Consider the following 26,678-nt stretch of genomic DNA (forward strand, 5'->3'; position numbering starts at 1 on the left):
GACGGTGCCGTACTGGGACTGGACCCGGGACAACTCCCCGGCGTCCTCGCTCTGGTCGGAGGACTTCATGGGCGGCAACGGGCGCCGCTCGGACCAGCCGTCCGTATCCGGCCGACCGCTGACCGTATACGTACGTTTGAGCGTTTACGGGACGGGCTAGGTTCGCCACATGGCTTCCGTACTCGTGGCATCCAACCGGGGACCCGTCTCGTACACCCTCGGTGACGACGGCACGCTCTCCTCCCGCAGGGGCGGCGGCGGCCTCGTCTCCGGCCTGAGCGCCGTCGACTCCCAGGACAGCCTGTGGGTGTGCGCGGCGCTCGGCGAGGGCGACCGGGAGGCCGTCCGGCGCGGGGTCGCCGAACCCGGGGTCCGGATGCTGGACATCGCACCGGAGGTGTACGCCGACGCGTACAACGGCATCGCCAACTCGGTGCTGTGGTTCCTCCACCACCATCTGTACGACGTCCCGCGCGAGCCCGTCTTCGACGCGGCCTTCCGCCGCCGCTGGGCCGCCTACCGCGCCTACAACCAGGCCTTCGCCGAGGCGCTGGCCGCCGAGGCCGACGAGGACGCGGCGGTCCTGGTGCAGGACTACCACCTGGCACTGGTCCCCGGCATGCTCCGCGAGCTGCGCCCCGGGCTGAGGATCGGGCACTTCACGCACACCCCGTGGGCGGACCCCTCCCACCTGCGAATGCTGCCGCAGGACGTGCGGGAGGAGCTGCTGTGGGGCATGCTCGGCGCGGACCGGCTCGGCTTCCACACCGGCGTGTGGGCCGCCGCCTTCCTGCAGAGCGCGTCCGTCGACAACCTGTCGGGGGTCGCCGTGGCGTACTCCCCCGCCGGGGGGCGCGGGCGGCACGTGAAGCACCGGCGCGGCGGCGGTCCCGGCCCGGTCCGCACCACCCACGTCTCCGACCACCCCCTCGGCGTCGACGGCGACGACCTGCGGGCCCTCGCCCACCGCCCCCAGGTCGACGACCGGCTCGCCCGCCTCCGCGAGGAGGTCGGGGACCGGAAGACCATCGTCCGCGTCGACCGCACCGAACTGTCGAAGAACATCCTCCGCGGCCTGCTCGCCTACCGCGAGCTGCTGACGACGCACCCCGAGTGGCGCGGCCGCGTGGTCCACCTCGCCTCCGCCTACCCCTCCCGGCAGGACCTGGAGTCGTACCGGGCGTACACGGCCTCCGTCGTCGAACTCGCCGAGGAGATCAACGCCGAGTTCGGCACGGCGGACTGGCGGCCGGTCCTGGTCTCCGTCGAGGACGACTTCACCCGGTCCCTCGCCGCCTACCGGCTCGCGGACGTGGCCCTGGTCAACCCGGTCCGCGACGGCATGAACCTGGTGGCGAAGGAGATACCCGTGGTCTCCGACGCCGGCTGCGCCCTGGTCCTGTCGACCGGCGCGGGCGCCCACCTGGAGCTGATGGACGACGCGCTCACCGTGAACCCCTTCGACGTCTCCCAGACCGCCGAGGCCCTCCACACCGCCCTGACCATGCCCGAGGCCGAGCGCGCCGAGCGCACCAAGCGCCTCGCCGCCGCCGCCACCGCCCTCCCCCCGCAGCGCTGGTTCCTCGACCAGCTCGACGCCCTGCGGACCCTGGAGGACTGACACCGGGGAGGACCGACACCGGCCTCCCGCCCGCCGGCCGCCGTCAGACGGTGCCCTCCCACCGCTCCCGCCCCCACGCCGCGAGCGGCTCCAGGGCGTCGTTGAGGCGGAGGCCGGCCTTGGTGAGGCCGTACTCGACGCGCGGGGGGACCTCGTCGTACGAGACGCGGCGGACGATCCCGTCCGCCTCCATCTCCCGCAGGTGGGAGGCGAGGACCTTCTCGGTGATCCCCGGGACCATCCGGCGCAGCTCCCCGAAGCGCCGCTCCGGGCCCTCGTGGAGCGCCCAGAGGATGAGCACCTTCCACTTGCCGCCGATCACCTCCATCGCGGTGTCGATGCCGCAGACGTGGCCCCCGTCGTCCTCGGGCCGGTTCAGCGTCGCCATGCCCCACCTCCCTGACCTGCTCGCTCACCCCAGGGTAACCACCCACTTCGAAGTGGGTACTTGAGCAGGTCAGAGCGGTGGAAGAGCCTGGGGGCATGACAGCGAACGCGCTCGACAAGACCCCCGTCACCCTCCTCGGCCTCGGCGCCATGGGCACCGCCCTCGCCCGCACCTGGCTCGCCGCCGGGCACCCGCTCACCGTCTGGAACCGCACCGCGGCCCGCGCGGACGGGCTCGCCGCCGAGGGCGCGGCGGTCGCGGCGACCGCCGCCGAGGCCGTCGCCGCGAACCGGCTCGTGATCGTCTGCCTCCTCGACGACGACTCGGTCGGCGCGGCCCTGGACGGCGCCGACCTGACCGGCAAGGACGTCGTCAACCTGACCACCACGACCCCCGCGCAGGCCCGGGAGCGCGCCGCCTGGGCGACCGCCCGGGGCGCCCGGTACCTGGACGGCGGCATCATGGCCGTCCCGCCGATGATCGGCGTCCCGGAGACCGGCGGCTACGTCTTCCACAGCGGCTCGCCGGAGCTCTTCGAGGAGCACCGGGAGACCCTCGCCGTCCCGGCCGGCGCCCGTTTCGTCGGCGCCGACCCGGGTCACGCGGCCCTCCACGACGTGGCCCTGCTCAGCGCCATGTACGGCATGTTCGCCGGCGCGGCCCACGCCTTCGCCCTGATCCGCAAGGAGTCCATCGACCCGGCCGGTTTCGCCCCGCTCCTCACCGAATGGCTCACCGCCATGGCCGCCCCGCACGTCAGCCAGACCGCCGACCAGCTGGGGTCCGGCGACTACACGACGAACGTCGTGAGCAACCTGGGCATGCAGACGGCGGGCGTCCCCGCCTTCCTCGCCACCGCCGAACAGCAGGGCGTGAGCCCCGAACTGCTCCTCCCGTACTTCGGCCTGATGCGCCGCCGCCTCGCGGAGGGCTCCCCGCAGGAGGACCTGACGGGCGTGGTGGACCTGCTGCTCCGGTGACCGGACTTCCCCGGCGATCCGGTTCCGTTTATCGGTGACGACCCCTCCTCAGGAGGGGTCGTCCCGTGGCACACTCGCGGCGATCGTTCCCCCAGGCGATCCGTACACCCTCAACGGAACCACGCGAACCATGCGGCACACCCCCCGCATGTGAGCGAAGGGATCGCGACACACGTGAAGAAGATTGTCGTGGGCATGACCCTCGGGTCGGCGCTCACCGCACTCCTCGCCGCGGGGCTCACCCCCGCCGCCGCCCAGGAGGCCGGGGACTCCGCTCCGTCCGGCGCCACCACCGCCCACCGGTCCGACAACCGGCCCGGGCCGCTCACCAAGCAGCGCACCGAACTGCGCGAGAGGGCGATCGACCTGGTCGCCAAGGGCAAGGCCAAGGCGAACGCCCGGGGCGTCGTCGAGGTCGCGCCCGGCAAGTTCGCCGAGACCGAGACCACCACCGCCGTCCGGCAGGAGAAGATCCTCACGATCCTCTCCGAGTTCGGCGACCAGGGCTCCGGCAAGCTCGGCACCGTCCCCGGCCCGCTGCACAACCAGATACCGCGGCCGGACCGGACGACGGACAACTCCAACGCCTGGGCACCGGACTTCGACAAGGCGTACTACGAGAACCTCTTCAACGGCCCCGGCGAGTCGATGAAGACGTACTACGAGAAGCTGTCGAACGGCGCCTACTCCGTCACCAACGTCGTCGAGGACTGGGTCAAGGTCCCCGGCAACGCCTCCACCTACGGCGACAACGCGGTCGAGGACAACGGCGGTTCCTGGGCCTTCATCCAGGACACCGGCAACGCCTGGTGGGACGCGCAGATCGCGGCCGGCAAGACGCCCGCCGAGATCGACGCGTACCTCGCCCAGTTCGACGTCTGGGACCGCAACGACTGGGACCACGACGGGAACTTCGACGAGGCCGACGGCTACATCGACCACTTCCAGGCCGTCCACGCCGGCATGGGCGAGGACGCCGGCGGCGGCGCCCAGGGCGAGGACGCCATCTGGTCGCACCGCTGGTACGTCAACGGCGACGACTACGGCCTCACCGGCCCGGACGTGGCCGGCACCCAGAACAAGGCCGGCGGCGCCCGCATCGGCCAGTCGAAGTACTGGCTCGGCGACTACACCACCGAGGGCGAGAACGGCGGACTCGGCGTCTTCTGCCACGAGTTCGGCCACGACCTCGGCCTGCCGGACTACTACGACACCGACGGCGGCGAGAACTCCACCGCCTTCTGGACGCTGATGAGCTCCGGCTCCTGGCTCGGCCACGGCGAGGCCGCGAACGCCGGCATCGGCACCCACCCCGGCCTGATGGGCGCCGAGGAGAAGCTCTTCCTCGGCTGGCTCGACCTCGTCGACGCCCCGCTCGGCTCGAACGGCAGCTACACCCTGAGCCCCGCCGCCCTCCAGGAGGCCGGCAAGGCGCAGGCCGTGCGCGTCGCGCTCCCGGACAAGGCCGCCGGCACCACCTACGCCACCCCGACCTCCGGCGCGCACGCCTGGTGGACCGGCTCGGCGGACGGCCTCAACCAGGCCCTCACCCGCTCCGTCCCGGCCGCCCCGCGCGTCACCGTGAAGGCGAACGCCTGGTACGAGATCGAGGCGGACTTCGACTACCTCTTCGCCGAGTACTCCCTCGACGGCGGCGCCACCTGGGCCCGCGCGGGCGAGGCCGTCGACGGCTCCTCGGCCGGCCGGTGGACCACCCTGCGGTTCTCCTACGACGCCGCCGGACAGCCCTCGCTCTTCCGCTTCCGCTACCAGACCGACGGCGGCGTGCACCTCGCCGGCGCCCTCCTGGACGACATCACGCTGTCCAGCGGCGGCACGACCCTGGTGACGGACGACGTCGAGCAGGGCGCGAACGGCTGGACCGCGCAGGGCCGCTGGAAGGTCTCCACCGGCACCGAGTCCGCCACCTACCCGCGCTACTACCTCCTGGAGAACCGCGAGTACGTCGGCGCCGACGCGCTCCTCGCCGAGGGCCCGTACCAGTTCAGCAAGCCGCTGACCGCCCCCGACTGGGTCGAGTGGTTCCGCTACCAGAACGGCATGCTCGTCTGGTACGTCGACCGGTCCTTCGACGACAACAACGTCAGCAACCACCCCGGCGGCGGCTCGGCGATGGCCGTCGACGCCCGCCCGACGCCCTTCAAGTACGCCAACGGCGCCGCGCCCAGCAACCGCCGCCAGCCCTTCGACGCCACCTTCGGCCTGGAGGCCACCGACGCCACCTGCCTCCACACCGAGGTCCTGGCCGGCAAGGGCAAGCAGCAGACCGTCGAGACCCTCGCGGCCTGCGCCCCGTCGGTGCCGGGCATCCCGGTCTTCGACGACACCGACCCGAACGCGTACTACGACCCCTCGGCGCCGCAGGCCAGCGTCAAGGTCGCCGGGCACGGCGTGAAGGTCACCGTCACCGGCGACGCCGGCGACGACCTGACGATCAGCGTGGCCAACCCGGCCGCGCACTGATCACCCGCCGGGAGGGCGGTACGGGGGCGGTACGGGAGGGCTCAGCCCTCCCGTACCGCCCTCGCCAGTTCCGCCAGGAGCCCGACCACGCCCGCCGGGCCCGGGACGGAGAGGTCGGCGCGCTCGGCGAGCTCCGGGACCTCGCTGGAGCCGGAGCGGACCAGCAGGCCCGGCAGGCCCTCGCCGCGCAGCTTCTCCACGGCCGCGAAGGCCGGCAGGTCGCCCAGGTCGTCCCCGGCGTACAGCACGGAGCCCGCGCCCTTCTCCCGTACGAACTCCGTCAGCGCCACCCCCTTGTCCATGCCCGGGGGCCGCAGCTCCAGGACCAGCCGGCCGGGCTCCAGGACGAGGCCGTGCGCGGCGGCCAGGTCGCCGAGCGGGCCCTTCAGCGCCTCGAACGCCTCCTGGGGTTCCCGGGCGCGGCGGGTGTGGACGGCGACCGCGCGGCCCTTCTCCTCGATCCAGACGCCGGGCCAGGCGCCGTGCCGGTGGAGGAAGCCGGGCAGCTCGGCGCGGACGGAGGCGACGCCGGGGTGCGGGGCGGGGGCCGTGACCGTGCCGGTGGCGGCGTCCCAGCGCTCGGCGCCGTAGTGCCCGAGGACGGTGAGGCGCTCCAGGCCCGCCACGCCGGCGAAACCGCCGTGGCGGACGGCGACCCCGGCGGGCCGGCCGGTCACCACGACCACGGCGGCCAGGCGCGGGGCGAGGGCGGCGAGCGCGGGGACGGCGCCGGGATGGGCGCGGGCCCGCTCGGGGTCGGGGACGATCTCGGCGAGCGTCCCGTCGAAGTCGAGGGCGACGACGGCCTCGGAGGGACGCGCGAGCAACGCGTCCAGGCCGTCGCGGCCGGCGGGTGTGGCCGGGTGCGGAAGGCTGCTGACCATGCCCCCGACCCTACCGAGCCGGCCGTCCCCCGTCAGCGTGGCCGGACTCACCCCGCGGGGAGGGTTCGACCGCCGTCCCTCACCCGGAAGGGGCCCCGGAGGGGTTCACCGCCTGCGTTCCCTCGCCTCGCGGACGCGGCGCAGGCGGTTGACGGTCACCGGGTCGTGGGCGAGGGCCCTCGGGTCGTCGAGGAGGGCGTTGAGGAGCTGGTAGTAGCGGGTCGGCGAGAGGCCGAGGTCCTCGCGGACGGCCCGCTCCTTGGCGCCGGGGCCGGGCCAGGAGCGGCGCTCGACGGCGAGCACCGCCCGCTCCAGCTCCCCGAGGCCACTGCTGTCCCCCGGCGTCTCTTCGGTCATACGACCAACCTATTACTAGGCGGTCTACTCCGCCGCCTCCGCCGCCGTCGCGGTGCGGGCGATGCCGGCGAGGACGTTGGCCGGGCGCCCGGCGGGGGTGACGGCCGCGCCGATCCGCTGCTTGATGGTCTCGCTGACCTTGGCCCAGGAGGTCTTGCCGACCGGCGGGAGCTGGGCGGTGGGCAGCGCCTTGAGGAACTCGTGCAGCTCGGCGTGTTCGGCCTCGCTCTGCATGCGGGCGGAGGCGGTGACGGTGACGGGCAGCAGGTCGTTGTCGCCGGCGAACTTCAGCACGTTCTCGTCGCTGAAGACGAAGTCGAGGAAGGCGCCGATCTCCTCGCGGTGGCCGTTCTGCTTGAAGCCCATGATCCAGTCGGCGACGCCCATGGCCGCCTTGGCCGGGCCGTCGACGCCGGGCAGCGGCGCCTGGCCGACCTTGACGCCCTGCTTGGCGGCCTCCTGGAGGAGCGAGGGGTGGCCGTTGAGCATGCCGACCTCGCCGCGCGCGAAGGCGGTGAAGGCCGCCTTGCGGTTGAGCTTGCCGGGGGCGACGGGGCCGGTGAGGCCCTGGCCGACGAGCTCGTCCTTGAGCCAGGTGAAGGTCTCGACGTTCGCCGGGGAGTCGATGGCGTACCGGTCGGACTCGTCGGTCCAGCCGCCCCCGCCGGCGAGCAGCCACATCAGGGACTCGGCCTGGGCCTCCTCGGGGCCGAGGGGCAGCGCGAAGGGGGTGCGGACGCCCTCGTCCTTGAGCTTCCTCGCGGCCCCGGCCAGCTCGTCCCAGGTGGTGGGGGCCTTGACGCCGGCCTTCTCGAAGAGGTCGGCGTTGTAGAAGAGGGAGCGGGTGGAGGCGGCGAAGGGCAGTCCGTACTGGGTCTGGCCCCGCTCGCCGGCCGCGGTGAGCGGCGGGAGGAAGTTGGCCTGGACGGGGATGGTGAGGAGGTCGTCGGCGGAGTAGAGCTGCCCGGCGGCCGCGTAGTCGGCGTAGGCGCCGATCTGGGCGACGTCGGGGGCCTGGCCGGCCTCGACCATCTCGGCGACCTTGCGGTCGACGTCGTCCCAGGACTCGATCTGGACCTGGACCTTGATCCCGGGGTGGCTCGCCTGGAAGGCGGCGACGAGGGCGTCCCAGTACTTCTTGGTCGTGTTGCCGCCGGTGAGGTCGTAGTCGGCGGCGACCAGGCGCAGGGTCACGTCGCCGCCGTCACCGCCGAGGGTGCCGCAGCCGGCGACCGTGGCGGTCAGGCCCAGGGCGGCGGCGGCCGCGGTCAGTCCAAGGAATCGTCGCCGCTCCACGGCTTCATCCACCTTTTGCTCGTCGTTGAGCAGCAGTGAGCTGCACATTCAAGGGTCAAGGGGCGAAAGTCTCCCCCACCCGGAGCAAGAGGTCTACACCACTCGGGTATCACTTCGGCAACTCGGGCGGGAGCTTCGCCACAAACCCCCCGCCCCTCGGCTCGAATTTGTATCCGAGCGCAACAATCCACGGCAGTGGACTAGACCTTTAGGGCGGTCTCGCGCGAGACTGTCCCCCGTGAGACACGTCATCGCCCTCGATGTGGGCGGCACCGGCATGAAGGCCGCCCTCGTCGGGGCGGACGGCACCCTGCTCCACGAGGCCCGCCGCGCCACCGGACGCGACCGCGGCCCCCAGGTCGTCGTCGAGACGATCCTCGCCTTCGCCGAGGAGCTCCGCGCCCTCGGCGAGGAGCGGTACGGCGAGCCCGCCGCGGCCGCCGGCGTCGCCGTCCCCGGCATCGTCGACGCCGCCCGCGGCATCGCCGTCTACGCCGCCAACCTCGGCTGGCGCGACGTCCCCCTGCGCGCCCTCCTCAGCGAGCGCCTCGGCGGCCTCCCCGTCGCCCTCGGCCACGACGTCCGCACCGGCGGCCTCGCCGAGGGCCGCATCGGCGCCGGCGCCGGCGCCGACCGCTTCCTCTTCGTCCCCCTCGGCACCGGCATCGCCGGCGCCATCGGCATCGGCGACCGCATCGAGGCCGGCGCCCACGGCTACGCCGGCGAGATCGGCCACATCGTCGTCCGCCCCGGCGGCACCGCCTGCGGCTGCGGCCAGCGCGGCTGCCTGGAGCGGTACGCCTCCGCCTCCGCCGTCTCCCTCGCCTGGGCCGAGGCGTCCGGCGACCCCGCGGCGGACGCCGCCGACTGCGCCAAGGCGGTCGAGTCCGGCGACCCCGCCGCCGTACGGGTCTGGCAGGAGGCGGTCGACGCCCTCGCCGACGGCCTGGTCACCGCCCTCACCCTGCTGGACCCCCGCACGCTCATCATCGGTGGCGGTCTGGCCGAGGCCGGGGAAACCTTGTTCACACCCCTTCGGGCCGCGGTGGAGGAACGAGTGACCTTCCAGAAGCTGCCCGTCATCGTCCCGGCGGCCCTCGGGGACACCGCCGGATGCCTGGGCGCGGGCCTCCTCGCCTGGGACCTGCTCGCCGACCAGCGCCCCACCGACCCGGAGGTTTCCGCCTGATGTCCGATCACAAGGTTCTCGCCGGCGCACGCGTCGTGCTGCCCACCGGGATCGTCGAGAACGGACGTGTGATCGTCGACGGCGGCCGCATCGCGGGCTCCGCCCCCGAGGGCGCCCCCGTGCTCGACCTCACCGGCCACTGGCTCGTCCCCGGCTTCGTCGACATGCACAACCACGGCGGCGGCGGCGCCTCCTTCACCTCCGGCACCGTCGACGACGTCCTCAAGGGCGTCCACACCCACCGCCTGCACGGCACCACCACCACCGTCGCCTCCTTCGTCACCGGCGACATGGAGTTCCTCACCGCGCGGGCCGGACTCCTCTCCGAGCTCGCCGAGCAGGGCGAGATCGCCGGCCTCCACTTCGAGGGCCCGTTCATCTCCCCCTGCCGCAAGGGCGCCCACGACGAGACCCTGCTGCGCGACCCGCACCCGGCCGAGGTCCTCAAGCTGATCGACGCCGCCCGCGGGCAGGCCCGGATGGTCACCCTCGCCACCGAACTGCCCGGCGGCATCGACTCCGTCCGCCTGCTCGCCGAGCACGGCGTCATCGCCGCCATCGGCCACACCGACGCCAGCTACGAGCAGACCGTCGAGGCCATCGACGCCGGCGCCACCGTCGCCACCCACCTCTACAACGCGATGCCCGGCCTCGGCCACCGCGCCCCCGGCCCGATCGCCGCCCTCCTGGAGGACGAGCGGATCACCGTCGAGCTCATCAACGACGGCACCCACCTCCACCCGGCCGCCCTGGAGCTCGCCTTCCACCACGCCGGCCCCGAGCGCGTCGCCTTCATCACCGACGCCATGGACGCCGCCGGCTTCGGCGACGGCCGCTACATGCTCGGCACGCTGGAGGTCGAGGTGAAGGACAGCGTGGCCCGCCTCGTCGAGGGCGGCTCCATCGCCGGCTCCACCCTCACCCTCGACCGCGCCTTCAAGCGCGCCGCCACCGTCGACCGCCTCCCCGTCGAATCCGTCGTCCAGGCCGTCTCCGCCAACCCGGCCCGCCTCCTCGGCGTCTACGACCGGGTCGGCTCCCTGGAGCCCGGCAAGGACGCCGACGTCGTCGTCCTCGACGACGCCTTCGACGTCAAGGGCGTCATGCGCAAGGGCGAGTGGATCGTCGCCCCGCAGGGCGTGACCGCCCGGGTGCCGCAGACCGCCTGATCAGGGCCGAAAGGGGACGGCGAACGGTCCGGGGTCTGGGCCGATCGCCGTTCCTTTGGCATGATCGTGGCGCGTCACACGGCTGTCGCCACCAGGTCTTACCGGAAGTACGGGGGGGTGAGCAGGTGATCCTCACGGTCACCCTCAACACGGCGCTGGACCTCACGTACGAGGTGCCCGCCCTGGTCCCGCACACCAGCCACCGCGTCGCCCGCAGCGCCGAGCGCCCCGGCGGCAAGGGGGTCAACGTGGCCCGGGTGCTCGCCGCCCTCGGCCACGACACCGTCGTCACCGGCTTCGCCGGCGGCCCCACCGGCGACCGGCTCCGCGCCCTCCTCGCCCCGGTCCCCCGGCTGACCGACGCGCTCGTCACCACCGGGGCGGCCACCCGCCGCACGGTCGCCGTCGTCGACACCGGCGCCGGCGACACCACCCAGTTCAACGAGGCCGGCGCCGACGTCACCCCCGAGGAGTGGGCGGCCCTCCGCTCCCGCTACGCGGAGCTCCTGCCCGGGGCCGCGGCCGTCGCCCTCTGCGGCAGCCTCCCGCCGGGCGTCCACGTCGGCGCGTACGCCGAGCTGATCCGCACGGCCCGCGCCGCCGGCGTCCCGGTCCTCCTCGACACCGGCGGCGAACCGCTCCGCCGGGGCATCGCCGCCCGCCCCGACCTGGTGAAGCCCAACGCCGACGAGCTGGCCGGCCTCACCGGCTCCCGCGAACCGCGCCGCGCCACCCTGGACGCCCGCCGCCGCGGCGCCCACGCGGTCGTCGCCTCCCTGGGCCCCGACGGCCTGCTCGCCGCCACCCCCGAGGGGCTCTGGCGCGCCGCGCCCCCGGCCCCGGTCCACGGCAACCCGACGGGCGCCGGCGACTCGGTGGTCGCCGCCCTCCTCGCGGGCCTGGTGGCGCAGACCCCCTGGCCCGCCCGCCTGGCCGAGGCGGTCGCCCTCTCCGCCGCCACGGTCGCCTCCCCGGTGGCCGGCGAGTACGACCCCGCCGTCCACGCGTCCCTCCTCCCGGGGATCACGGTCACCCGCGAGGAGGCCACGCCCTGACCCGGGAACGCGGACGCCCCCACCGGCGAACCGGCGGGGGCGTCCGTCGAAGCCGCGGGCGGGGTCCGGGTCAGGCGTTCGGCGCGCCGCGGGTGACTTCCAGCCAGTCCAGCAGGACGTCGCACTGGTTGCCGGCCTCGCACGAGATCTTGATCTCGTTGTCGCCCTTCTTGAGGTCGACCGGCGCCCACGTGGTCTGCCAGTTCTTCTCCAGGTTCGGGTCCGAGGAGTGGATGAAGTTCTTCAGGCCGATCGGCTGGGTGTTCGGCTTGCCGTTGACCGTCAGGGTGGCGTTCGCGTCCACGGCCGGGATGGCGTAGCGCACGGTCAGGCGGTAGCTGCCGCCCTCCGGCATGGTCGCCTTCCAGGTCACCGAGGAGCCCGGGGCGTTGAAGCCCGCCACGTAGGCGCCGTCGACGCCCTCGGCGCCCTTGACGTCCTTGGCGAGGGTCGCGGAGCCGCCGAGCTGGAGGGTGGCCGCGTCCTGCTTCGGGAGTTCGGTCGGCGTCGGGTCCGCGCTCGGCTCCCCGGACGGGGTGGGCTCCTCGCTCCGGGGGGTGGCCGGGGTGCTGACCGGGTTGCCGCCGCTCGCGGAGTCCTTGTCCTTGTCGCCGCCCGAGTTCGAGATCACGGCCGCGGCGATGCCGGTGACCACGACCGCGACGACCGCGACCGCGCCGATCAGCAGGCCCTTGGTGTTGGGGCCGCGCCCGCCGCCGCGCGGGGCGGGCGGCGGGGTCTGGCGGGGCGGCTGTCCGTTGCCGTAGGTCTCCGGCGCCGCGTACTGCGGGTGCGGCTGGCCGTACGGCGCCTGCTGCTGCGGCGGCACGTACGGCTGGGCCGGCTGCTGGCCGTACTGGCGCTCGCCGACCGTCCTGACCTGGTTGTACGAGGTGCGGGGCACGCCCGGCTGCGCGGGCGCGGGGCCCGGGTAGCCGTAGCCGCCGCCCTGGGGGGCGCGGCCGGCCGCCGCCTGTCCGTCCGCGTACAGATAGCCGAACGGATCGTCGTCCTCGGGCTTGCTCGCGCCGTCGTTTCCGGCAGCCATCCGGGTCATCCTCTCCATGCTCGCCAGCCGTCGCCGACCCGGCGAGCCTACCCCGAACGATTGAAGCCCCCGTGCGGGGAACGATCAACCGGCCCGGCGCTGCACCTTGGCGCGGGAACGCTTCTCCACGTACATCCGCTGGTCGGCGGAGTTCAGGACCTCTTCGACGGTCATCCCGCACTCGGCCCAGCCGATGCCGAAACTGGCCCCGACCCGGACCGCCCGGCCGTCCACCCGGATGGGCGGGATGATCGCGTTGCGCAGCCGGACGGCGAGGTCGGCGGCGTCGGCGGCGCCCAGTCCGTCGGCGAGGACGACGAACTCGTCACCGCCCAGACGGGCGACGGTGTCGCCGTCCCGGACGCCGGTGGTGAGCCGGCGGGCCACCTCGATGAGGACGGCGTCGCCGGTGTGGTGCCCGAAGCGGTCGTTGATCGACTTGAAGCCGTCGAGGTCGCAGAAGAGGACGGCGAGCCCCTTGGTGCCGTCGTCGACGTCCCCGCCGGTCGGCGCGACCGTGTGCACGTGGTGGTCGTACGCGCCGCCGCCGGCCGGTTCGAAGCCGAAGCCGTGCTCGTGCTCGTGGTCGTACTCGTAGCCCCCCTCGTACCCGCCGTCGTGCCCGGCGGGCAGCGGCTCCGGCCCGTAGCCGAAGCCGGCGGCGGAGTCGGGGCCCGGGCGGTCGCCGCCGTGCGCGGGCCGCTCGCAGAGCCGGGCGGAGAGCCGGGAGCGCAGTTCCGCGCTGTTGGGCAGGCCGGTGAGGGCGTCGTGGGAGGCGCGGTGGGCGAGCTGGAGCTCGTGCCGCTTGCGCTCCTCGATGTCCTCGACGTGGGTGAGGAGGAAGCGGGGCCCGTCGGCGGTGTCGGCGACCACCGAGTTCCGCAGGGAGACCCAGACGTAGGTGCCGTCGCGCCGGCCGAGCCGCAGCTCGGCCCGGCCGCCCTCGGCGGAGGTGCGGAGCAGGGTGCCGATGTCCTCGGGGTGGACGAGGTCGGCGAAGGAGTAGCGGCGCATGACGGAGGCGGGGCGGCCGAGGAGCCGGCACAGGGCGTCGTTGGTGCGCAGCAGCCGGCCGTGCTGGTCGCCGCCGAGTTCGGCGATGGCCATGCCGGAGGGGGCGTACTCGAAGGCCTGGCGGAAGGATTCCTCGCTGGCGCGGAGGGCCTGCTGCTCGCGCTCCAGGCGGATCAGGGCGCGCTGCATGTTGGAGCGGAGCCGGGCGTTGCTGATCGCGATGGCGGACTGGGAGGCGTACATCTGGAGGGCTTCCTGCCCCCAGGGTCCCGGGTGCCGGCCGTTGCGCGGGCGGTCGACGGATATGACGCCGAGCAGCTCCCGGCCGGTGCCCGACGCGTACATGGGGGCGTAGAGCCGGTCGTGGGGGTGCCACTCGTCCTCGAAGCGGGGGGCTGGGCCGTCGGTGTGCCACTGGGGCACGTCGTCGTCCATCAGGACCCAGCCCTCGGTGTGCGGGATGAACCGCAGGTCGCCCCAGGGGACGGCCATGGACAGGCGGCGCTCCCAGGCGTCGCGGGAGCCGACGCGGCCGGTGATGAGGGCTTCGGCGGCGGGGTCCCCGGCGAAGGCGGCGACGACCAGGTCACCGTCGGGCCGGACGAGGTTGACGCAGGCCAGCTGGTAGTTGAGGCCGGCGACCACGCCGTCGGCGACGGTCTGCAGGGTGTCCGCCAGGCTGCGGGCGGTGTTGAGGTCCGCCACGACCTGATGCAGCTGCCGCAGGGTCGAGAGACGGACGTAAGGCTCCGACTCGGTCTCCATCGCTCGCTCTCCCCGAGACCTCGACAGCAACTCCAGGGTTCTCATCGGCTTCGTGCTGCACTGTCTCCGCCACTGAATCACAGCGAGCTGCGCACCCGGTACACAGGGTCAGCAAATAGTGCCTTCTGTGACTCAAGTCACAGCACTGTGTGGCCGGATTCCGGCGGGTCGGAGGTGACCGGCGCGACGCCCGTGCCCCACGCGGGCCCGGCGGTACGACACGGCCCGGCGGTACGGCTCCGGCGGCACGGGCCCGCGCCCGCGCGGCCCGGCGGCACGACACGGCTCCGGCGGCACGACACGGCTCCGGCGGCACGACACGGCGGTACGGCTCCGGGCCCGGGGTCCTAGGACCCGCGCCGGGCCCCGGTCTGGTCCCCCCGTCCGATGCGGCCCTCCCGGACCCGCGGTTAGCGTGCCGGTGTGCTCCAGAAGACCCCGCCCTCGCCGCCCGTCACGGATCTCGCCATCCCTCATGCTGAGGGGGTGAGCGACGACGAGTTCCGGGCGGCCATGTCCCGCCTCGCGGCCGGAGTGGTCCTGGTGACCGCGCACGATCCCGACGACGGCCCGCGCGGCGAGGACGTCGGCATGACGGCCACCGCGTTCCTCTCCGTCTCCCTCGACCCGCCGCTGGTCCTGGTGAGCCTCCGGAACGGCTCCCGGATGGACGACCTCCTGGAGGAGGTCCCGGTCTGGGCGGTGTCGGTGCTGGCCGAGGAGCAGCGGCAGGTGGCCGGCCGCTTCGCCATGAAGGGCCGCGTCTCCGACCGCCTCCTCTTCGCCGACCTGCCGTACGCCCGCGGCGAGCACAGCGGCGCGCCGCTGATCGGCGGGGCGCTCGCCACCCTGGAGTGCCGCACCGAGAGCCGGGTGGTGGCGGGCGACCACACCCTGGTGATCGGCCGCGTCCTGGCGGTCGGCCTGCCCGCCCCGGACGGCGCGCCCCTCACCTACTTCCGGGGGAAGTACCGCCGCCTGGGCTGAGTCCGCGCGGCGGGCTCAGCCCCAGTCGCGGCCCTGCCGGCCGCGCTTGGTCTCGGCGCGCTGCTTCTTCTCCCGCAGCCGGCGCTCGTTGATGCCCCGGGGGATCTTCGTGGCGCGGCGGGGCTTCGGCGGCGGGGCCGTCGCCTCGGCGAGGAGCGCGGCGAGCCGGACGGCGGCCGTCTCCCGGTTGCGCCACTGGGAGCGGTGCTCCGAGGCCCGTACGGTCAGCACGCCGTCCACGAGGCGGGAGGCGAGCCGCTCCAGGGCGCGGGCCTTCCACACCTCGGGCAGGGCGTCGGTCCCGGCGAGGTCGAAGAGCAGTTCGACCCTGGAATCGGAAGTGTTCACGTGCTGGCCGCCGGGACCCGAGGAGCGCGAGAAACGCCACTGGAGCTCGGCCTCGGGGAGCGAGACGGAGCCACGGATCTGATACGGACCTGACATGCCCTCCATGTTCCCCGCGACGGGCCCGGACCGTCATCCTGTTTTCACACCCGGGAACCGGGGAACGCCTTTCCGCGTTTCTCCCGTACGACGACGCGTGCACACGTGTGAACCGCGATGAAAGGGACTTCCATGGCTGTGAGCCTCTCCAAGGGCGGCAACGTCTCCCTGACCAAGGAGGCGCCGGGCCTGACCGCCGTCACCGTGGGCCTCGGCTGGGACGTCCGCACGACGACCGGCACCGACTTCGACCTGGACGCCTCCGCCATCGGCGTCGACGCCGCCGGCCGCGTGGCCTCGGACGCCCACTTCGTCTTCTTCAACAACAAGGCCACCCCGGACCAGACCATCGTCCACACGGGTGACAACCGCACCGGCGAGGGCGGCGGCGACGACGAGCAGATCAACGTCAACCTGGCGGGCCTCCCCGCCAACGTCGACAAGATCGTCTTCCCGGTCTCCATCTACGACGCGGTCTCCCGCTCGCAGAACTTCGGCCAGGTCCGCAACGCCTACATCCGGATCGTGAACCAGGCCGGCGGCGCCGAGATCGCCCGCTACGACCTCTCCGAGGACGCCGCCACCGAGACCGCCATGATCTTCGGCGAGCTCTACCGCAACGGCGCCGAGTGGAAGTTCCGCGCCGTCGGCCAGGGCTACGCCTCCGGCCTGGAGGGCATCGCCCGCGACTTCGGCGTCAACCTCTGACCCGCCCCTGAGGGGCCGCCACGCCCCGACAGGCCACAGGGCCCCGGCCGGGCATCCGCCCGCCGGGGCCCTACCCTTGCCGGGTGATCGTCGAGACCCTCGCGCCCCGGGCCCTGGAGGACGGGGCCGCGCTGCCCGGCCCGCTGCTCACCGAACTCACCGCCCTGTACGCCTCGAACCGGGAGTTCCACCAGCTCGGCGGGGACTTCCCTGACCCGGACGACATCCGGCCCGACCAGGTCGCGGCCGCCCTCGCCCGCGAACTGGCCGCCCCCTCCTCCGAGGTGCTGCTCGCCCGCTCCGAGGGCCGGCTCGTGGCCGTCGCCGTCACCCTGGCCCACCACCCCGACCCGGCCGACCCGGACCCGTGGCTGGGCCTGCTGATGGTCCACGGCGACGAGTGGCGCGCCGGCCACGGCCGCCGGCTGGCCGGCCACGTCGAGGACCGCTTCCGCGCGGCCGGCCGCACCGGCCTGAAGCTCGCCGTCCTGGAGAGCAACCCCCGGGCCCTCACCTTCTGGACCGCCCTCGGCTACCAGGAGATCGCCCGCCGCCCGGACCGCGCCCACGGCCACCCCTGCACGGTCCTGCGCAAGCCCCTCCAGCTGTCCTAGGGCTCCTCCGGCCGTCCGTCCCCGTACAGCCAGACGTCCCACAGCGCGCCCAGGTCCCGGCCCGCGACCTCCTCCGCGTACGCCGTGAAGTCCTCCGTGGAGGCGTTGGCGTGCCGGTACTTCGCGGCCCAGCCGCGCAGCAGCTCGTCGAAGACCCGGTCGCCGACGGTCTCGCGGAGCTCGTGCAGGACCATCGCGCCGCGCTGGTAGACGGGCGGGTCGAAGAGGTTCTCGGCGGTGGGCGGATCGGCCGGCGGGAAGGCCCAGTTGGCGTCCTCGGCGAAGGCCGCCTCGAAGCTCTGCCGGGTCGGCACCGACCCGTACTCCTCCTCGTACAGCCACTCGGCGTAGGTGGCGAAGCCCTCGTTCAGCCAGAGGTCCCGCCAGGTCTCGGGGGTGACGGAGTTCCCGAACCACTGGTGGGCCAGTTCGTGCACGAGCGTCGTGCGGTCGAAGGCGGCGGCCGGGAAGACCGGCCGGGTCTGGGTCTCCAGCGCGTAGCCGAGCAGGCCGTCGGTGGTGACGACGGCCCCGGCCGCGCCGAAGGGATAGGGGCCGAAGCGTTCCTGCTGGCGGGCGAGGAGCTCCGGGAGCTCGGCGCGGAGTCCGGCCGTGGCGGCGGCCAGCGAGGGCTCGACGGCGGTGACCACGGGGATCCCGTCGAGGGCGGTGCCGGTGGTGGTCGCGTACCGGCCGATCATCACCGTCGCGAGGTAGCTCGCCATCGGCTCGGACTGGCGCCAGACCGTGCGGGTCCGGCCGCCGGACACGGGCTCCGTCGAGACCCTGACGCCGTTGGAGAGGGCCGTCAGACCGCTCGGCGCGGTCAGCGCGATCTCGTACACGGCCTTGTCGGAGGGGTGGTGGTTGCCGGGGAACCAGGTCATGGAACCGGCCGGTTCGCCGACCGCGACCGCCCCCTCGGCGGTGTTCATCCAGCCCTCCGTCGAACCGTCCGGATCGGTGAGCGGCTCGGGCACGCCCGCGTAGTCGACGGTGACGGTGAACTCGGCGCCCTCGCGCAGCTCGTCGCGCGGCCGGAGGGTCAGCTCGTCCGCGGCCCGGTTGACCGCGGCGGGCTCGCCGTCGACGCTCGCCCGCCCGACCGTCAGGCCGGCGAGGTCGAGGTTGAGGGCGGAGAGGTCCTGGGTGGCGCGGGCGGTGATCCGCGCGGTGCCGTCGAGACGGCCGGTCTCCGGGTCGAAGGCCAGGTCGAGGGCGTAGCGGCGGACGTCGTACCCGCCGTTGCCGAGCTTCGGGAAGTACGGGTCGCGCAGCCCGGCCGCGCCGGGGGTGCCCCGCACCCCGCCGGTCTCCGGGCCGCAGCCCCCGGCGAGGAGTCCGAGCACGGTGAGGGCCGCCGCCAGGACGGCGGCGGCCCTGGGGGACCTTCCGGTCCGGCTGCTCCGGTGCACACACGGATCCTAGACAAGTCGGACAGAAGATGACGGCGAGGGCGCCCGTCGGGGGGAGTCGGGCGCCCTCACCGGTTCGTGGGGCGTCCGCCGCGCGGGACCACTCCGCGCGGCGGACGGCGGTGGTGCTCCGGGTGTTACTTCGCCAGCTCGGCGGCACCGGCCTGGGCGAACTTCTCGTCCAGGTCGCCGGAGGGGGCGCCGGCCACGCCGATGCCCGCGATCGGGGCGCCGCCGGCGGTCACCGGGACGCCGCCGCCGAGGAAGAGCGTGCCGGGGATGTCCTTCAGGTTCGGGGCCTGGGCCAGGCGGCCGGCGAGGACCGAGGTCGGGGCGTTCCAGGAGACGGCCGTGTACGCCTTGCGCTCCGCCGACTCGTAGGACTGCGGGCCGGCGCCGTCGCCGCGCAGGGTGACGATCGTGTTGCCGTTGCGGTCGACCACGGCGACCGTCACCCGCTGGTTCTCCTTCTTCGCGGCCTCCAGGACGGCCTCGGCGGCGTCGGTGGCGGCCTCGACGGTGAGGTGGTTCGTCTGGAAGAGGTGGTCGTTCGCGGCGTCGGCCTTGACGACGGCGGCGGGAGCGGCGGCCGGGGCGGAGGCGTTCGCGGAGACGGCGCCGAAGGTGCCGGCGGCGAGGACGGCGGCGGCGGTGGCGCCGAGAACGATCTTCTTCTTCATGGTGGGCTCCCGAGGAGGTCGTGTCGGACCCGATCGGTCCGGTGTCCGGTGGAGGAGGGCGTGTCGTTCGCTCTGCAACCATCCTGGGCCCGGTCCCCGCCCCGTACGGTCCACGGTCCGGCTGCCCTCCCGGCGCGCACCGGACGATGCGGGGGTCAGCCGATCGGCTGATGCCCCCCTGGTCCCCGCGGGTCAGCATGGATACGTACCCCCAGGTCGGCGCGCGTGCGCCGACCGGGCGCGCAGCCCGCACGAGGAGGCGAGACGGTGGACCGGACCGGCCGGCACGCACGGCACACCCCCGGGGCCCCGCCCGCCCCGTACGGGCCCCTCGCCCCCGCCGCCCACGGCCAGGACGGCCGGGGCCCCGCCCACGACCCGGACGCCGGCTGGCTGGCGCGCGTCATGCACGTGGCGTTCTTCCTGCTCCTCGGCGCCTCCCTGGTCCGGTTCCTGATCCGGCACGAGTGGGAGGGCCGCAGCCTCTGGATCGTCGCCCTGAGCGGCGCCCTCGCCGCCCTGTACCTGCTCGGGCCCGTCATCGACACCCGCGCCACCCCGCGCCGGATCGCCTGGCTGTGCACGGTCGTCGCCGTGTGGGTGGTCCTCGTCGTCCTCGCGCCCAGCTTCGCCTGGTGCGCGGTCCCGCTCTTCTACACGGGCCTGCGGACCCTGCCGCCGAAGGCGGCGGTCGTCCTCGTCGCCCTCCTCACCGCCTTCGTCGTCTTCGCGCAGGTGCAGCTCTCGCACGGCGGCTGGGACCCCAACCTGATCGTGGCCCCGCCGGCCGTCGCCGCCCTCGCCACCGGCGTCTTCGTCCACTCCGAGCGGCAGGCGGCCCGCCAGCGCGCCCTCATCGACGACCTGATCCGCACCCGCCGCGAACTCGCCGCGATCGAACGGCGCGAGGGGACCCTCGCCGAGCGGCAGCGGCTCTCCATGGAGATCCACGACACCCTCGCCCAGGGCCTGTCCAGCCAGCAGATGCTCCTCCAGGCCGCCGACCGCACCTGGGACAGCGACCCGGGCACCGCCCGCCGGCACGTGCGGACCGCCGAGTCGATCGCCGAACGCAACCTCGCCGAGGCCCGCCGCTTCGTCCACGACCTGGCCCCCGCCGACCTCGCCGAGGGCGGCGGCCTGGAACAGGCGCTGCGCGGGCTCGCGGAGCGCGAGTCGGCCGCCTTCCGGGTCGACGGCACGCCCGTGCCGCTGCCGGACCGGGCCCAGTCGGCGCTGCTGCGGATCGCCCAGGGCGCGCTCGCCAACATCCGCGAGCACGCCGCCGCCACCTCCGCCGCCCTCACCCTCACCTACCTCGACGACCAGGTGGTCCTCGACGTCGCCGACGACGGCAGCGGCTTCGACCCGTCGGCCGCCCGCGACGGCGGCGGCGTCCGCGGCCACGGCCTGCCCGCCATGCGGGTCCGCGCCCAGCAGCTGGGCGGCACGCTTACGGTGGAGTCGACCCCCGGCGAGGGCACCGTGCTCTCCGCCGCCATCCCCCTCACCCCCTGACGGAGGGCCGGCCCGTGACCGTACGCATCCTGCTCTGCGACGACCACGTCGTCGTCCGCGCCGGACTGCTCGCCCTGCTGGGCTCCACCCCCGACATCGAGGTCGTCGGGGAGGCCGGCAGCGGCGAGGAGGCCGTCGCGATGGCCGCCAAGCTGAAGCCCGACGTCGTCCTGATGGACCTCCAGCTCGGCGCCGGCATCGACGGCGTGGAGGCCACCCGCCGGATCGCGCCGACCGGCGTCCACGTCCTCGTCCTCACCACGTACGACACCGACGCCGACATCACCCGCGCCATCGAGGCGGGCGCCACCGGCTACCTCCTGAAGGCCGAGCGGCCCGAGGAGCTGTTCGCCGCCATCCACTCCGCCGCCCAGGGCCGTACCGCGCTGTCCCCGCCGGTCGCCAGCCGGGTCATGGACCGGATGCGGGGCGCGGCGGGACCGTCGCTCACCGACCGGGAGCGGGACATCCTCGGCCAGCTCGCCCACGGCCTCGGCAACAAGGAGATCGCCCGCGCCCTCTTCATCAGCGAGGCCACCGTCAAGACCCACCTGGGCCGGATCTACGCCAAGCTCGGCGTCGACACGCGGGCCGGCGCCGTGGCCGTCGCGAAGGAACAGCGCCTGCTCCCCTGAGGCTGCTACCGTGCGCTGTCGTTCCCGTACACAGCGTCATACCCCCGTGGGAGAGCGCACGTGAAGATCGCCGTCGTCGGTGGCGGGCCCGCCGGCCTGTACCTCTCGATCCTGCTCAAGCGCCAGGACCCGGCCCACGAGATCGCCGTGTACGAGCGGAACGCGGCCGGCTCCACCTACGGCTGGGGCGTCACCTACTGGGCCGGGCTCCTCGACAAGCTGCGGGCCGGCGACCCCGAGTCCGCCACGGCCGTCGCCGACGCGTCGGTGACCTGGACCGACGGCCTCGCCATCGTCCGCGACGAACGGACCGTCCACCGCGGCGACGCCGGCTTCGGCATCGGCCGCCGCCGGATGCTCGGCCTGCTCGCCGACCGGGCCGCCGACCTCGGCGTCGAGATCGCGTACGAGCACCCGATCGCCGGCCCCGACGCCCCCGAACTGGCCGGCGCGGACCTCGTCGTCGCCGCCGACGGCGTCCACAGCGCGCTGCGCGAGGCCCACGCCGACCACTACGGCGCCGCCTTCGCCACCGGCCGCAACCCGTACATCTGGCTCGGCACCAGCAAGGTCTTCGACTCCTTCAGCTTCGCGTTCAAGGAGACCGACCACGGCTGGATCTGGTGCTACGCCTACGGCTTCAGCGGCGAACGCTCCACCTGCGTCGTCGAGTGCGCCCCCGGCACCTGGACCGGCCTCGGCCTGGACACCCTGCCCGAGGCCGACTGCCTGGCCCTCCTGGAGAAGCTCTTCCACGACCTCCTCGACGGGCACGCCCTCATCGGCCGCGACCGCGGCGCCGAACCCGCCCAGTGGCTCCGCTTCCGCACCCTCACCACGCGGACCTGGCACCGCGACCGGACCGTCCTCCTCGGCGACGCCGCCCACACCACCCACTACTCGATCGGCGCCGGCACCACCCTCGCCCTGGAGGACGCCCTCGCGCTCGCCGAAGCCCTCCGCACCCACCCGGACGACCTCGACACCGCCCTCACCCTCTACGGGAAGCGGCGCCGCGCCGAACTCGTCTCCGCCCAGAGCGCCGCCCGCCTCAGCGCCCAGTGGTACGAGAACCTGCCCCGCTACATGAACCTGCCGCCGCGGCAGATGTTCGCCCTCCTCGGCCAGCGCCACTCGCCGCTCCTGCCGTACGTGCCGCCGCAGCTCTACTACCGGCTCGACCGCGCCGCCGGCAGCCTGGAGCCGCTGCGCCGCCTCAAGCGCTGGCTGGGCCCCCGGGTGGCACGGGCGGTCCACCGCGCCTGACGGCCGGGGACCATGACACCATCAGGGCGTGCTCGACATCGGCTACTCCCTCTCCCGGCGCTTCCCCGACCCCCCGCAGACCGACTACCGGCGGGCGGACGTGCACGCCCTGCGCCACGACCTCTTCTGCGGCGACGTCTACCTCGCGGACACCAAGCAGGACCGCGAGGTCTCCACCGCCTGGGGCTGGGTGCCCGTCCTCGACTTCGCCTGGGCGCTCTGCGACATCGTCGAGCAGCTCGACAAGGACCCGAAGGGCAGCCGCGCCTCCCGCCCCCAGTACGCCGAACTCGACTTCACCGAGTCCTCGGACCGGATGCTCTTCGAGCGCCGCTTCGGCTGGGTCGACGTCGAGGCCGACTGGATGCCCGGCGACGAGGCGCCGCTCACCTTCTCCCACGCCGAACTGCGCCGCGAGGCCCGCGACTTCCTCCACGACCTGATCGCCGACCTCACCGACATGCACGAGGGCCTGGCCGACAACCCGGCCGTCTGGGACCTCCAGGCCCGCTTCCCCCGCGTCCGCTAGCCCCCCCTCAGTCCTCCACCCGCACCCCCAGCCGCGCCGCGAGCACCGGCGCCAGGTCGAGCAGCTGCGCCGTCGAGACCACCGCGCCCGCCAGGGACTCCACCCCGCGCGCGATCTCCAGGCGCCGCACCCCGCGCAGGTCCACGTCCGTCAGCCGCGCCCCCGAGAAGTCCACCCCGGCCAGCTCGCAGTCCACGAACGACACCCGCTCCAGGACCGCCCCGCCGAAGTCCGGCTCCACCAGCACGCACCCCTCGAAGACGACGTCCCGCAGCCGCGCCCCCCGCAGGTTCGGGTACTCCCACTTCCCGCCCCGCACCAGCACCCGCTCCCACACCGAGCCGTGCAGCCGCGTCCCCCCGAACCGCGCCTCCACCACCTCCGCGTCCCGCAGCTGCGCCTCCGACAGGTCGGCGCCCACGCCCCGTACGGCCTCCAGGCGCGAGTCCAGGAAACGCGCCCCCGTCAGCCGCGCCTCGTCGAGCGCGCACGCGCGCAGCGCGCAGTCCAGGAACCGGGCGCCCTCCCCCGACGCGCCCGCCAGGTCGAGCCCGGCCAGCTCCAGGCCGTCGTAGTCCCCGTCGGGCTCCAGCCCGCCCTCGTACGGCTCCAGGGGCGGCAGCCGCAGCTCCACCCGGCGGGGCGGCTTGGTCGTTCGCTTCATGCGCCCATCGTGACGCACGCCACCGACAACGGCCCCTTGACCTCAACCAAGGTCGAGGTAGCAGGGTGAGCCGCACAGCACAGCACAGCACCGCCACCGACGCACCGTCACCGACGACAGGGGAACCGTCATGCACGCCGTCCGCCTCCACGCCTTCGGACCCGCCGAGAACCTCACCTACGAAGAGGTGCCCGACCCCGTCCCCGGCCCCGGCCAGGTCCGGATCGCCGTCACCGCCGCCGGCGTCCACCTCCTCGACACCGCCCTCCGCCAGGGCCACCCCGGCCCCTTCCCCACCCCCGCCGCACTCCCCACCGTCCCCGGCCGCGAGGTCGCCGGCACCGTCGACGCCCTCGGCGACGGCACCGACCCCTCCTGGCTCGGCCGGCGCGTCGTCGCCCACCTCGGCATGAACCCCGGCGGCTACGCCGAACGCGCCGTCACCGACACCGACCGCCTCCACGCCCTCCCCGACCACCTCGGCGACGCCGAAGCCGTCGCCATGATCGGCACCGGCCGCACCACCCTCGGCATCCTCCGGTTCACCGACCTCGGCCCCGACTCGGTCGCGATCGTCCCCGCCGCCGCCGGCGGCATCGGCACCCTCCTCGTCCAGTACGCCAAGAACACCGGCGCCACCGTCATCGGCCTCGCCGGCGGCCCCGCCAAGACCGCCCGCGCCCGCGACAACGGCGCCGACCTCGCCGTCGACTACACCCGCCCCGACTGGCCCGCCGACGTCCGCGCCTTCCTCGGCGACCGCACCGCCACCGTCGTCTTCGACTCCGTCGGCGGCGCCACCGGCCGCGCCGCCGTCGACCTCCTCGGCAAAGGCGGACAGCACCTCGTCTTCGGCTGGTCCAGCACCGGGATCCACGAAGGCGAACCCCTCACCTTCACCGAGAACGAACTCACCGCGCGCGGCATCACCTCCGACTCCGTCCTCGGCCCCGTCATGATCCAGAAGGCCGGCGGCGACATCCGCACCCTCGAACGCGCCGCCCTCGCCGCCGCCTCCGACGGCACCCTCCGCCCCGCCGTCCACCGCTTCCCCCTCGCCGAAGCGGCGAAAGCCCACCGCGCCCTGGAGACCCGGGGCACGATGGGCAAGGTGGTCCTGATTCCCTGAAGCGACCTCAGACGCCGAGCACGTCCCACGAGTGCGCCTTGAACTCCTTGCGGAAGTCCTCGTGGTCCTCCCACATCCGGGCGATGGAGCGCAGCACGTCCCAGTTGTGCTCCAGCGCCTGGTCCACCACCTGGCGCAGCTCCGGCGCCGTCCCCCGCTTCTCCACCAGACCGCCCACCTGCGAGGCCGCCTGCACCGTGTACCGCAGCGCCCGCAGGGAGCGGGAGGTGTCGTCCATCCCGAAACCGTGGTCACTGCCGTTCGCCGGGTCGAACAGCGGCGTCAGCCGCGCCTCGATGAAGTCGGTGATCCGCCGGAACCGGGCCTCGACGCCCATGTCGTCACCGTGATTGCCGTGATCGTTGCACATGAGGACTTCCTACACCGTCGCCGGAGCACCCAGCGCCGCCAGGGCCCCGTCCGTCAGCCGGTACACCGACCACTCCTCCTGCGGGCGGGCGCCCAGCGACTCGTAGAAGTCGATCGACGGCTCGTTCCACTTCAGCACCGACCACTCCAGCCGCTCGTATCCGCGCTCCACGCAGATCCGCGCCAGCTCCGCCAGCAGCGCCTTCCCGTGACCGCCGCCGCGCGCCTCCGGACGCACGTACAGGTCCTCCAGGTAGATACCGTGCACCCCGCGCCACGTCGAGAAGTTGAGGAACCAGAGCGCGAAGCCGACCGGCTCCCCGTCCTCGGTCTCCGCGATGTGCGCGAAAGCGGCCGGACGCTCCCCGAACAGCGCCTCGCGCAGCTGCCCGGGGGTCGCCCGGACCTCGTCGAGGGCCTTCTCGTACTCCGCGAGGTCACGGATCAGGGCATGGATGACGGGCACGTCGGCCGGCGTGGCGGTACGGATCATGCCCTCAGCGTGCCAGCAGCGCCCGCGCGATGACCACCTGGTCCGCGTCCAGCGCCGACGCGCCGTCCTCCACCTCCCACAGCCCGTTCTGCAGCACCCGGCCCAGCGTCCACGCCAGCGCCCGCTCCCGGTCGAGCCCCAGCCGCTCCGTCAGCAGGTCGAACCGCCACCGGATCTCCGCCGGATCCGGATTCCACAGGTCCGTCAGCGCCGGCAACAGCTCGAACCCCGGATCCCCGGCCAGCGGCTTCGGATCGATCGCCAGCCACGGCTCCCGCTCCGCGCCCAGCACGTTGTCGTAGTGCAGGTCCCAGTGCAGCAGCCGGTCCCCCGGCTCCCCCGCCACCTCACGGACCGCCGCCGCGCAGTCCGCCAGCAGCGCCGCGTCCCCGGCACCCAGCCGCGCCACCACGCCCGGCACCCGGGCGAGCATCCGCGCGGCGATCGCGTCCAGCCGCCGCAGCCCCGGCGGCGCGGGCAGCGCGGACAGCCGGGCGAGCAGCCCGGCCAGGACCCGCACCGCCTCCCGCTCGTCGCCGAGCCGCGACAGGTGCCGCCGCTCGTCGGCCCGCTCCAGCAGCATCGTGCCCGTCCCCGGATCGTGCTCCAGAAGCCGCACCGCCCCGTCGCCGCCCCACGCGCGCAGCGCGACCGGCTCCCCCTCGCTCTCCTCGTCGAGCAGCTGGAGCTTCAACGCCGCCGGCGTCCCGTCCGCCCGCTCCACCGGCAGCACCAGCGACGCCACCCCGTGCATCGAGGCCCCCGCGAGCCGCAACCCCCACCGGCCCAGGAACTCCTCCGCCCGCCCCGGCAGCGCGGCGACGAACGCCCGCCCCGCCTCGCCGTTGTACCGCTCCTGCGACCTCGCCAGTTCCTCCGGTACGTGAATCACCCCACGACCCTACGACCCCGGCGCCCCGCCCGACAGCCGCCCGAACTCCCCCGCGTCGTACACCCCCGCCCCGCCGCCTGGAGAG

Annotated in this window: 27 protein-coding genes and 1 pseudogene; 15 read left to right on the plus strand and 13 right to left on the minus strand. The window is 74.1% G+C overall.

All coding sequences use genetic code 11. The features are described 5' to 3' along the window. A pseudogene (locus AB0E83_RS11905) lies at window positions 1-97 on the plus strand (tyrosinase family protein); the annotation flags it as partial. A 72-nt stretch (window positions 98-169) separates the two neighbouring features. Next, window positions 170-1,621 (plus strand): trehalose-6-phosphate synthase, encoded by a 1,452-nt coding sequence (locus tag AB0E83_RS11910; protein WP_362109237.1) that lies wholly within the window; start codon window positions 170-172, stop codon window positions 1,619-1,621. Window positions 1,622-1,664: 43 nt separating this feature from the next. On the opposite strand, the gene AB0E83_RS11915 is transcribed toward AB0E83_RS11910, so the two are convergent. Beyond that, on the minus strand, window positions 1,665-2,009 hold the full coding sequence (locus AB0E83_RS11915) for a helix-turn-helix domain-containing protein (RefSeq protein WP_362109239.1): 345 nt from the start codon (window positions 2,007-2,009) through the stop codon (window positions 1,665-1,667). A gap of 95 nt (window positions 2,010-2,104) precedes the next feature. Between AB0E83_RS11915 and AB0E83_RS11920 the strand changes: the two genes are divergently transcribed. Next, the gene (locus tag AB0E83_RS11920) at window positions 2,105-2,989 is read left to right on the plus strand and encodes an NAD(P)-binding domain-containing protein (RefSeq protein ID WP_362109241.1); all 885 of its coding nucleotides are present in this window, start codon (window positions 2,105-2,107) and stop codon (window positions 2,987-2,989) included. Between the two features lie 174 nt (window positions 2,990-3,163). Then, window positions 3,164-5,473, plus strand: coding sequence for an immune inhibitor A domain-containing protein (locus AB0E83_RS11925; RefSeq protein ID WP_362109243.1), 2,310 nt, complete (start codon window positions 3,164-3,166; stop codon window positions 5,471-5,473). Between the two features lie 41 nt (window positions 5,474-5,514). Here the strand turns inward: AB0E83_RS11925 and otsB are convergent, their stop codons facing one another. The 3 genes from otsB to AB0E83_RS11940 form a co-directional block, all read right to left on the minus strand. After that, entirely contained in the window at window positions 5,515-6,357 is an 843-nt protein-coding gene (gene otsB / locus AB0E83_RS11930) for a trehalose-phosphatase (RefSeq protein WP_362109245.1), read from the minus strand. A gap of 105 nt (window positions 6,358-6,462) precedes the next feature. Further along, window positions 6,463-6,714 carry a DUF3263 domain-containing protein gene (locus AB0E83_RS11935; protein WP_362109247.1) on the minus strand — a complete coding sequence of 84 codons (252 nt, stop codon included), beginning with the start codon at window positions 6,712-6,714 and terminating at the stop codon, window positions 6,463-6,465. A 24-nt stretch (window positions 6,715-6,738) separates the two neighbouring features. Then, window positions 6,739-8,022, minus strand: coding sequence for an extracellular solute-binding protein (locus tag AB0E83_RS11940; protein ID WP_362109249.1), 1,284 nt, complete (start codon window positions 8,020-8,022; stop codon window positions 6,739-6,741). A gap of 226 nt (window positions 8,023-8,248) precedes the next feature. Between AB0E83_RS11940 and AB0E83_RS11945 the strand changes: the two genes are divergently transcribed. The 3 genes from AB0E83_RS11945 (at window position 8,249) to AB0E83_RS11955 (ending at window position 11,423) form a co-directional block, all read left to right on the plus strand. Continuing rightward, the gene (locus AB0E83_RS11945; protein ID WP_362109251.1) at window positions 8,249-9,199 is read left to right on the plus strand and encodes an ROK family protein; all 951 of its coding nucleotides are present in this window, start codon (window positions 8,249-8,251) and stop codon (window positions 9,197-9,199) included. Beyond that, complete coding sequence (gene nagA, locus AB0E83_RS11950; RefSeq protein ID WP_362109253.1) at window positions 9,199-10,368, plus strand: N-acetylglucosamine-6-phosphate deacetylase; 1,170 nt, start codon at window positions 9,199-9,201, stop codon at window positions 10,366-10,368. The genes AB0E83_RS11945 and nagA overlap by 1 nt, the downstream gene beginning before the upstream one ends. A gap of 125 nt (window positions 10,369-10,493) precedes the next feature. Further along, window positions 10,494-11,423, plus strand: a complete 930-nt coding sequence (locus AB0E83_RS11955; protein WP_362109255.1) for a 1-phosphofructokinase family hexose kinase — start codon at window positions 10,494-10,496, stop codon at window positions 11,421-11,423. 70 nt (window positions 11,424-11,493) lie between these two features. Here the strand turns inward: AB0E83_RS11955 and AB0E83_RS11960 are convergent, their stop codons facing one another. Both AB0E83_RS11960 and cdgB read right to left on the minus strand, forming a co-directional pair. Beyond that, a complete protein-coding gene (locus tag AB0E83_RS11960; protein WP_362109257.1) occupies window positions 11,494-12,471 on the minus strand; it encodes a CBM35 domain-containing protein in 978 nt (325 codons plus the stop codon). An 84-nt stretch (window positions 12,472-12,555) separates the two neighbouring features. Next, window positions 12,556-14,250, minus strand: coding sequence for a diguanylate cyclase CdgB (gene cdgB, locus AB0E83_RS11965; protein ID WP_362109259.1), 1,695 nt, complete (start codon window positions 14,248-14,250; stop codon window positions 12,556-12,558). A gap of 423 nt (window positions 14,251-14,673) precedes the next feature. On the opposite strand from cdgB, the gene AB0E83_RS11970 reads away from it, so the two are divergent. Continuing rightward, window positions 14,674-15,237 (plus strand): flavin reductase family protein, encoded by a 564-nt coding sequence (locus AB0E83_RS11970; protein WP_362109261.1) that lies wholly within the window; start codon window positions 14,674-14,676, stop codon window positions 15,235-15,237. Between the two features lie 15 nt (window positions 15,238-15,252). Here AB0E83_RS11970 and arfB read toward each other — a convergent pair whose 3' ends face one another. Then, on the minus strand, window positions 15,253-15,690 hold the full coding sequence (gene arfB, locus AB0E83_RS11975) for an alternative ribosome rescue aminoacyl-tRNA hydrolase ArfB (RefSeq protein WP_362109263.1): 438 nt from the start codon (window positions 15,688-15,690) through the stop codon (window positions 15,253-15,255). 123 nt (window positions 15,691-15,813) lie between these two features. On the opposite strand from arfB, the gene AB0E83_RS11980 reads away from it, so the two are divergent. Together AB0E83_RS11980 and AB0E83_RS11985 are read left to right on the plus strand one after the other, a co-directional pair. Continuing rightward, window positions 15,814-16,389 carry a TerD family protein gene (locus AB0E83_RS11980; protein WP_362109265.1) on the plus strand — a complete coding sequence of 192 codons (576 nt, stop codon included), beginning with the start codon at window positions 15,814-15,816 and terminating at the stop codon, window positions 16,387-16,389. An 83-nt stretch (window positions 16,390-16,472) separates the two neighbouring features. Beyond that, window positions 16,473-17,003, plus strand: a complete 531-nt coding sequence (locus AB0E83_RS11985; RefSeq protein WP_362109267.1) for a GNAT family N-acetyltransferase — start codon at window positions 16,473-16,475, stop codon at window positions 17,001-17,003. On the opposite strand, the gene AB0E83_RS11990 is transcribed toward AB0E83_RS11985, so the two are convergent. Both AB0E83_RS11990 and AB0E83_RS11995 read right to left on the minus strand, forming a co-directional pair. Next, window positions 17,000-18,418 carry a M1 family metallopeptidase gene (locus AB0E83_RS11990; RefSeq protein WP_362109269.1) on the minus strand — a complete coding sequence of 473 codons (1,419 nt, stop codon included), beginning with the start codon at window positions 18,416-18,418 and terminating at the stop codon, window positions 17,000-17,002. The two genes, AB0E83_RS11985 and AB0E83_RS11990, sit on opposite strands and share 4 nt — an antisense overlap. 137 nt (window positions 18,419-18,555) lie before the next feature. Further along, window positions 18,556-19,098, minus strand: a complete 543-nt coding sequence (locus AB0E83_RS11995) for a heme-binding protein (protein ID WP_362109271.1) — start codon at window positions 19,096-19,098, stop codon at window positions 18,556-18,558. A gap of 405 nt (window positions 19,099-19,503) precedes the next feature. On the opposite strand from AB0E83_RS11995, the gene AB0E83_RS12000 reads away from it, so the two are divergent. Genes AB0E83_RS12000 through AB0E83_RS12015 form a run of 4 tightly spaced genes read left to right on the plus strand, consistent with a single transcriptional unit; the run spans window position 19,504 to window position 23,046 of the window. Then, window positions 19,504-20,616, plus strand: a complete 1,113-nt coding sequence (locus tag AB0E83_RS12000; RefSeq protein ID WP_362109402.1) for a sensor histidine kinase — start codon at window positions 19,504-19,506, stop codon at window positions 20,614-20,616. 14 nt (window positions 20,617-20,630) lie between these two features. Further along, window positions 20,631-21,251 carry a response regulator transcription factor gene (locus AB0E83_RS12005; RefSeq protein WP_030495583.1) on the plus strand — a complete coding sequence of 207 codons (621 nt, stop codon included), beginning with the start codon at window positions 20,631-20,633 and terminating at the stop codon, window positions 21,249-21,251. 60 nt (window positions 21,252-21,311) lie between these two features. Beyond that, entirely contained in the window at window positions 21,312-22,517 is a 1,206-nt protein-coding gene (locus AB0E83_RS12010) for an FAD-dependent monooxygenase (protein WP_362109273.1), read from the plus strand. Window positions 22,518-22,545: 28 nt separating this feature from the next. Further along, the gene (locus tag AB0E83_RS12015; RefSeq protein ID WP_362109275.1) at window positions 22,546-23,046 is read left to right on the plus strand and encodes a hypothetical protein; all 501 of its coding nucleotides are present in this window, start codon (window positions 22,546-22,548) and stop codon (window positions 23,044-23,046) included. 7 nt (window positions 23,047-23,053) lie between these two features. Here the strand turns inward: AB0E83_RS12015 and AB0E83_RS12020 are convergent, their stop codons facing one another. Continuing rightward, a complete protein-coding gene (locus AB0E83_RS12020; RefSeq protein WP_362109277.1) occupies window positions 23,054-23,710 on the minus strand; it encodes a pentapeptide repeat-containing protein in 657 nt (218 codons plus the stop codon). Between the two features lie 130 nt (window positions 23,711-23,840). Here AB0E83_RS12020 and AB0E83_RS12025 point away from each other — a divergent pair, with 130 nt between their 5' ends. After that, complete coding sequence (locus AB0E83_RS12025) at window positions 23,841-24,839, plus strand: zinc-binding dehydrogenase (RefSeq protein WP_362109279.1); 999 nt, start codon at window positions 23,841-23,843, stop codon at window positions 24,837-24,839. Window positions 24,840-24,846: 7 nt separating this feature from the next. Here the strand turns inward: AB0E83_RS12025 and AB0E83_RS12030 are convergent, their stop codons facing one another. Genes AB0E83_RS12030 through AB0E83_RS12040 form a run of 3 tightly spaced genes read right to left on the minus strand, consistent with a single transcriptional unit; the run spans window position 24,847 to window position 26,593 of the window. After that, complete coding sequence (locus AB0E83_RS12030; RefSeq protein WP_362109281.1) at window positions 24,847-25,209, minus strand: hypothetical protein; 363 nt, start codon at window positions 25,207-25,209, stop codon at window positions 24,847-24,849. A gap of 9 nt (window positions 25,210-25,218) precedes the next feature. After that, entirely contained in the window at window positions 25,219-25,701 is a 483-nt protein-coding gene (locus tag AB0E83_RS12035; RefSeq protein WP_362109283.1) for a GNAT family N-acetyltransferase, read from the minus strand. 4 nt (window positions 25,702-25,705) lie between these two features. Next, complete coding sequence (locus AB0E83_RS12040; protein ID WP_362109285.1) at window positions 25,706-26,593, minus strand: aminoglycoside phosphotransferase family protein; 888 nt, start codon at window positions 26,591-26,593, stop codon at window positions 25,706-25,708. Between the last annotated feature and the right edge of the window lie 85 nt (window positions 26,594-26,678).

The organism is Streptomyces sp. NPDC035033 (assembly GCF_040636735.1).
In the GTDB taxonomy this organism is placed as follows: domain Bacteria; phylum Actinomycetota; class Actinomycetes; order Streptomycetales; family Streptomycetaceae; genus Streptomyces.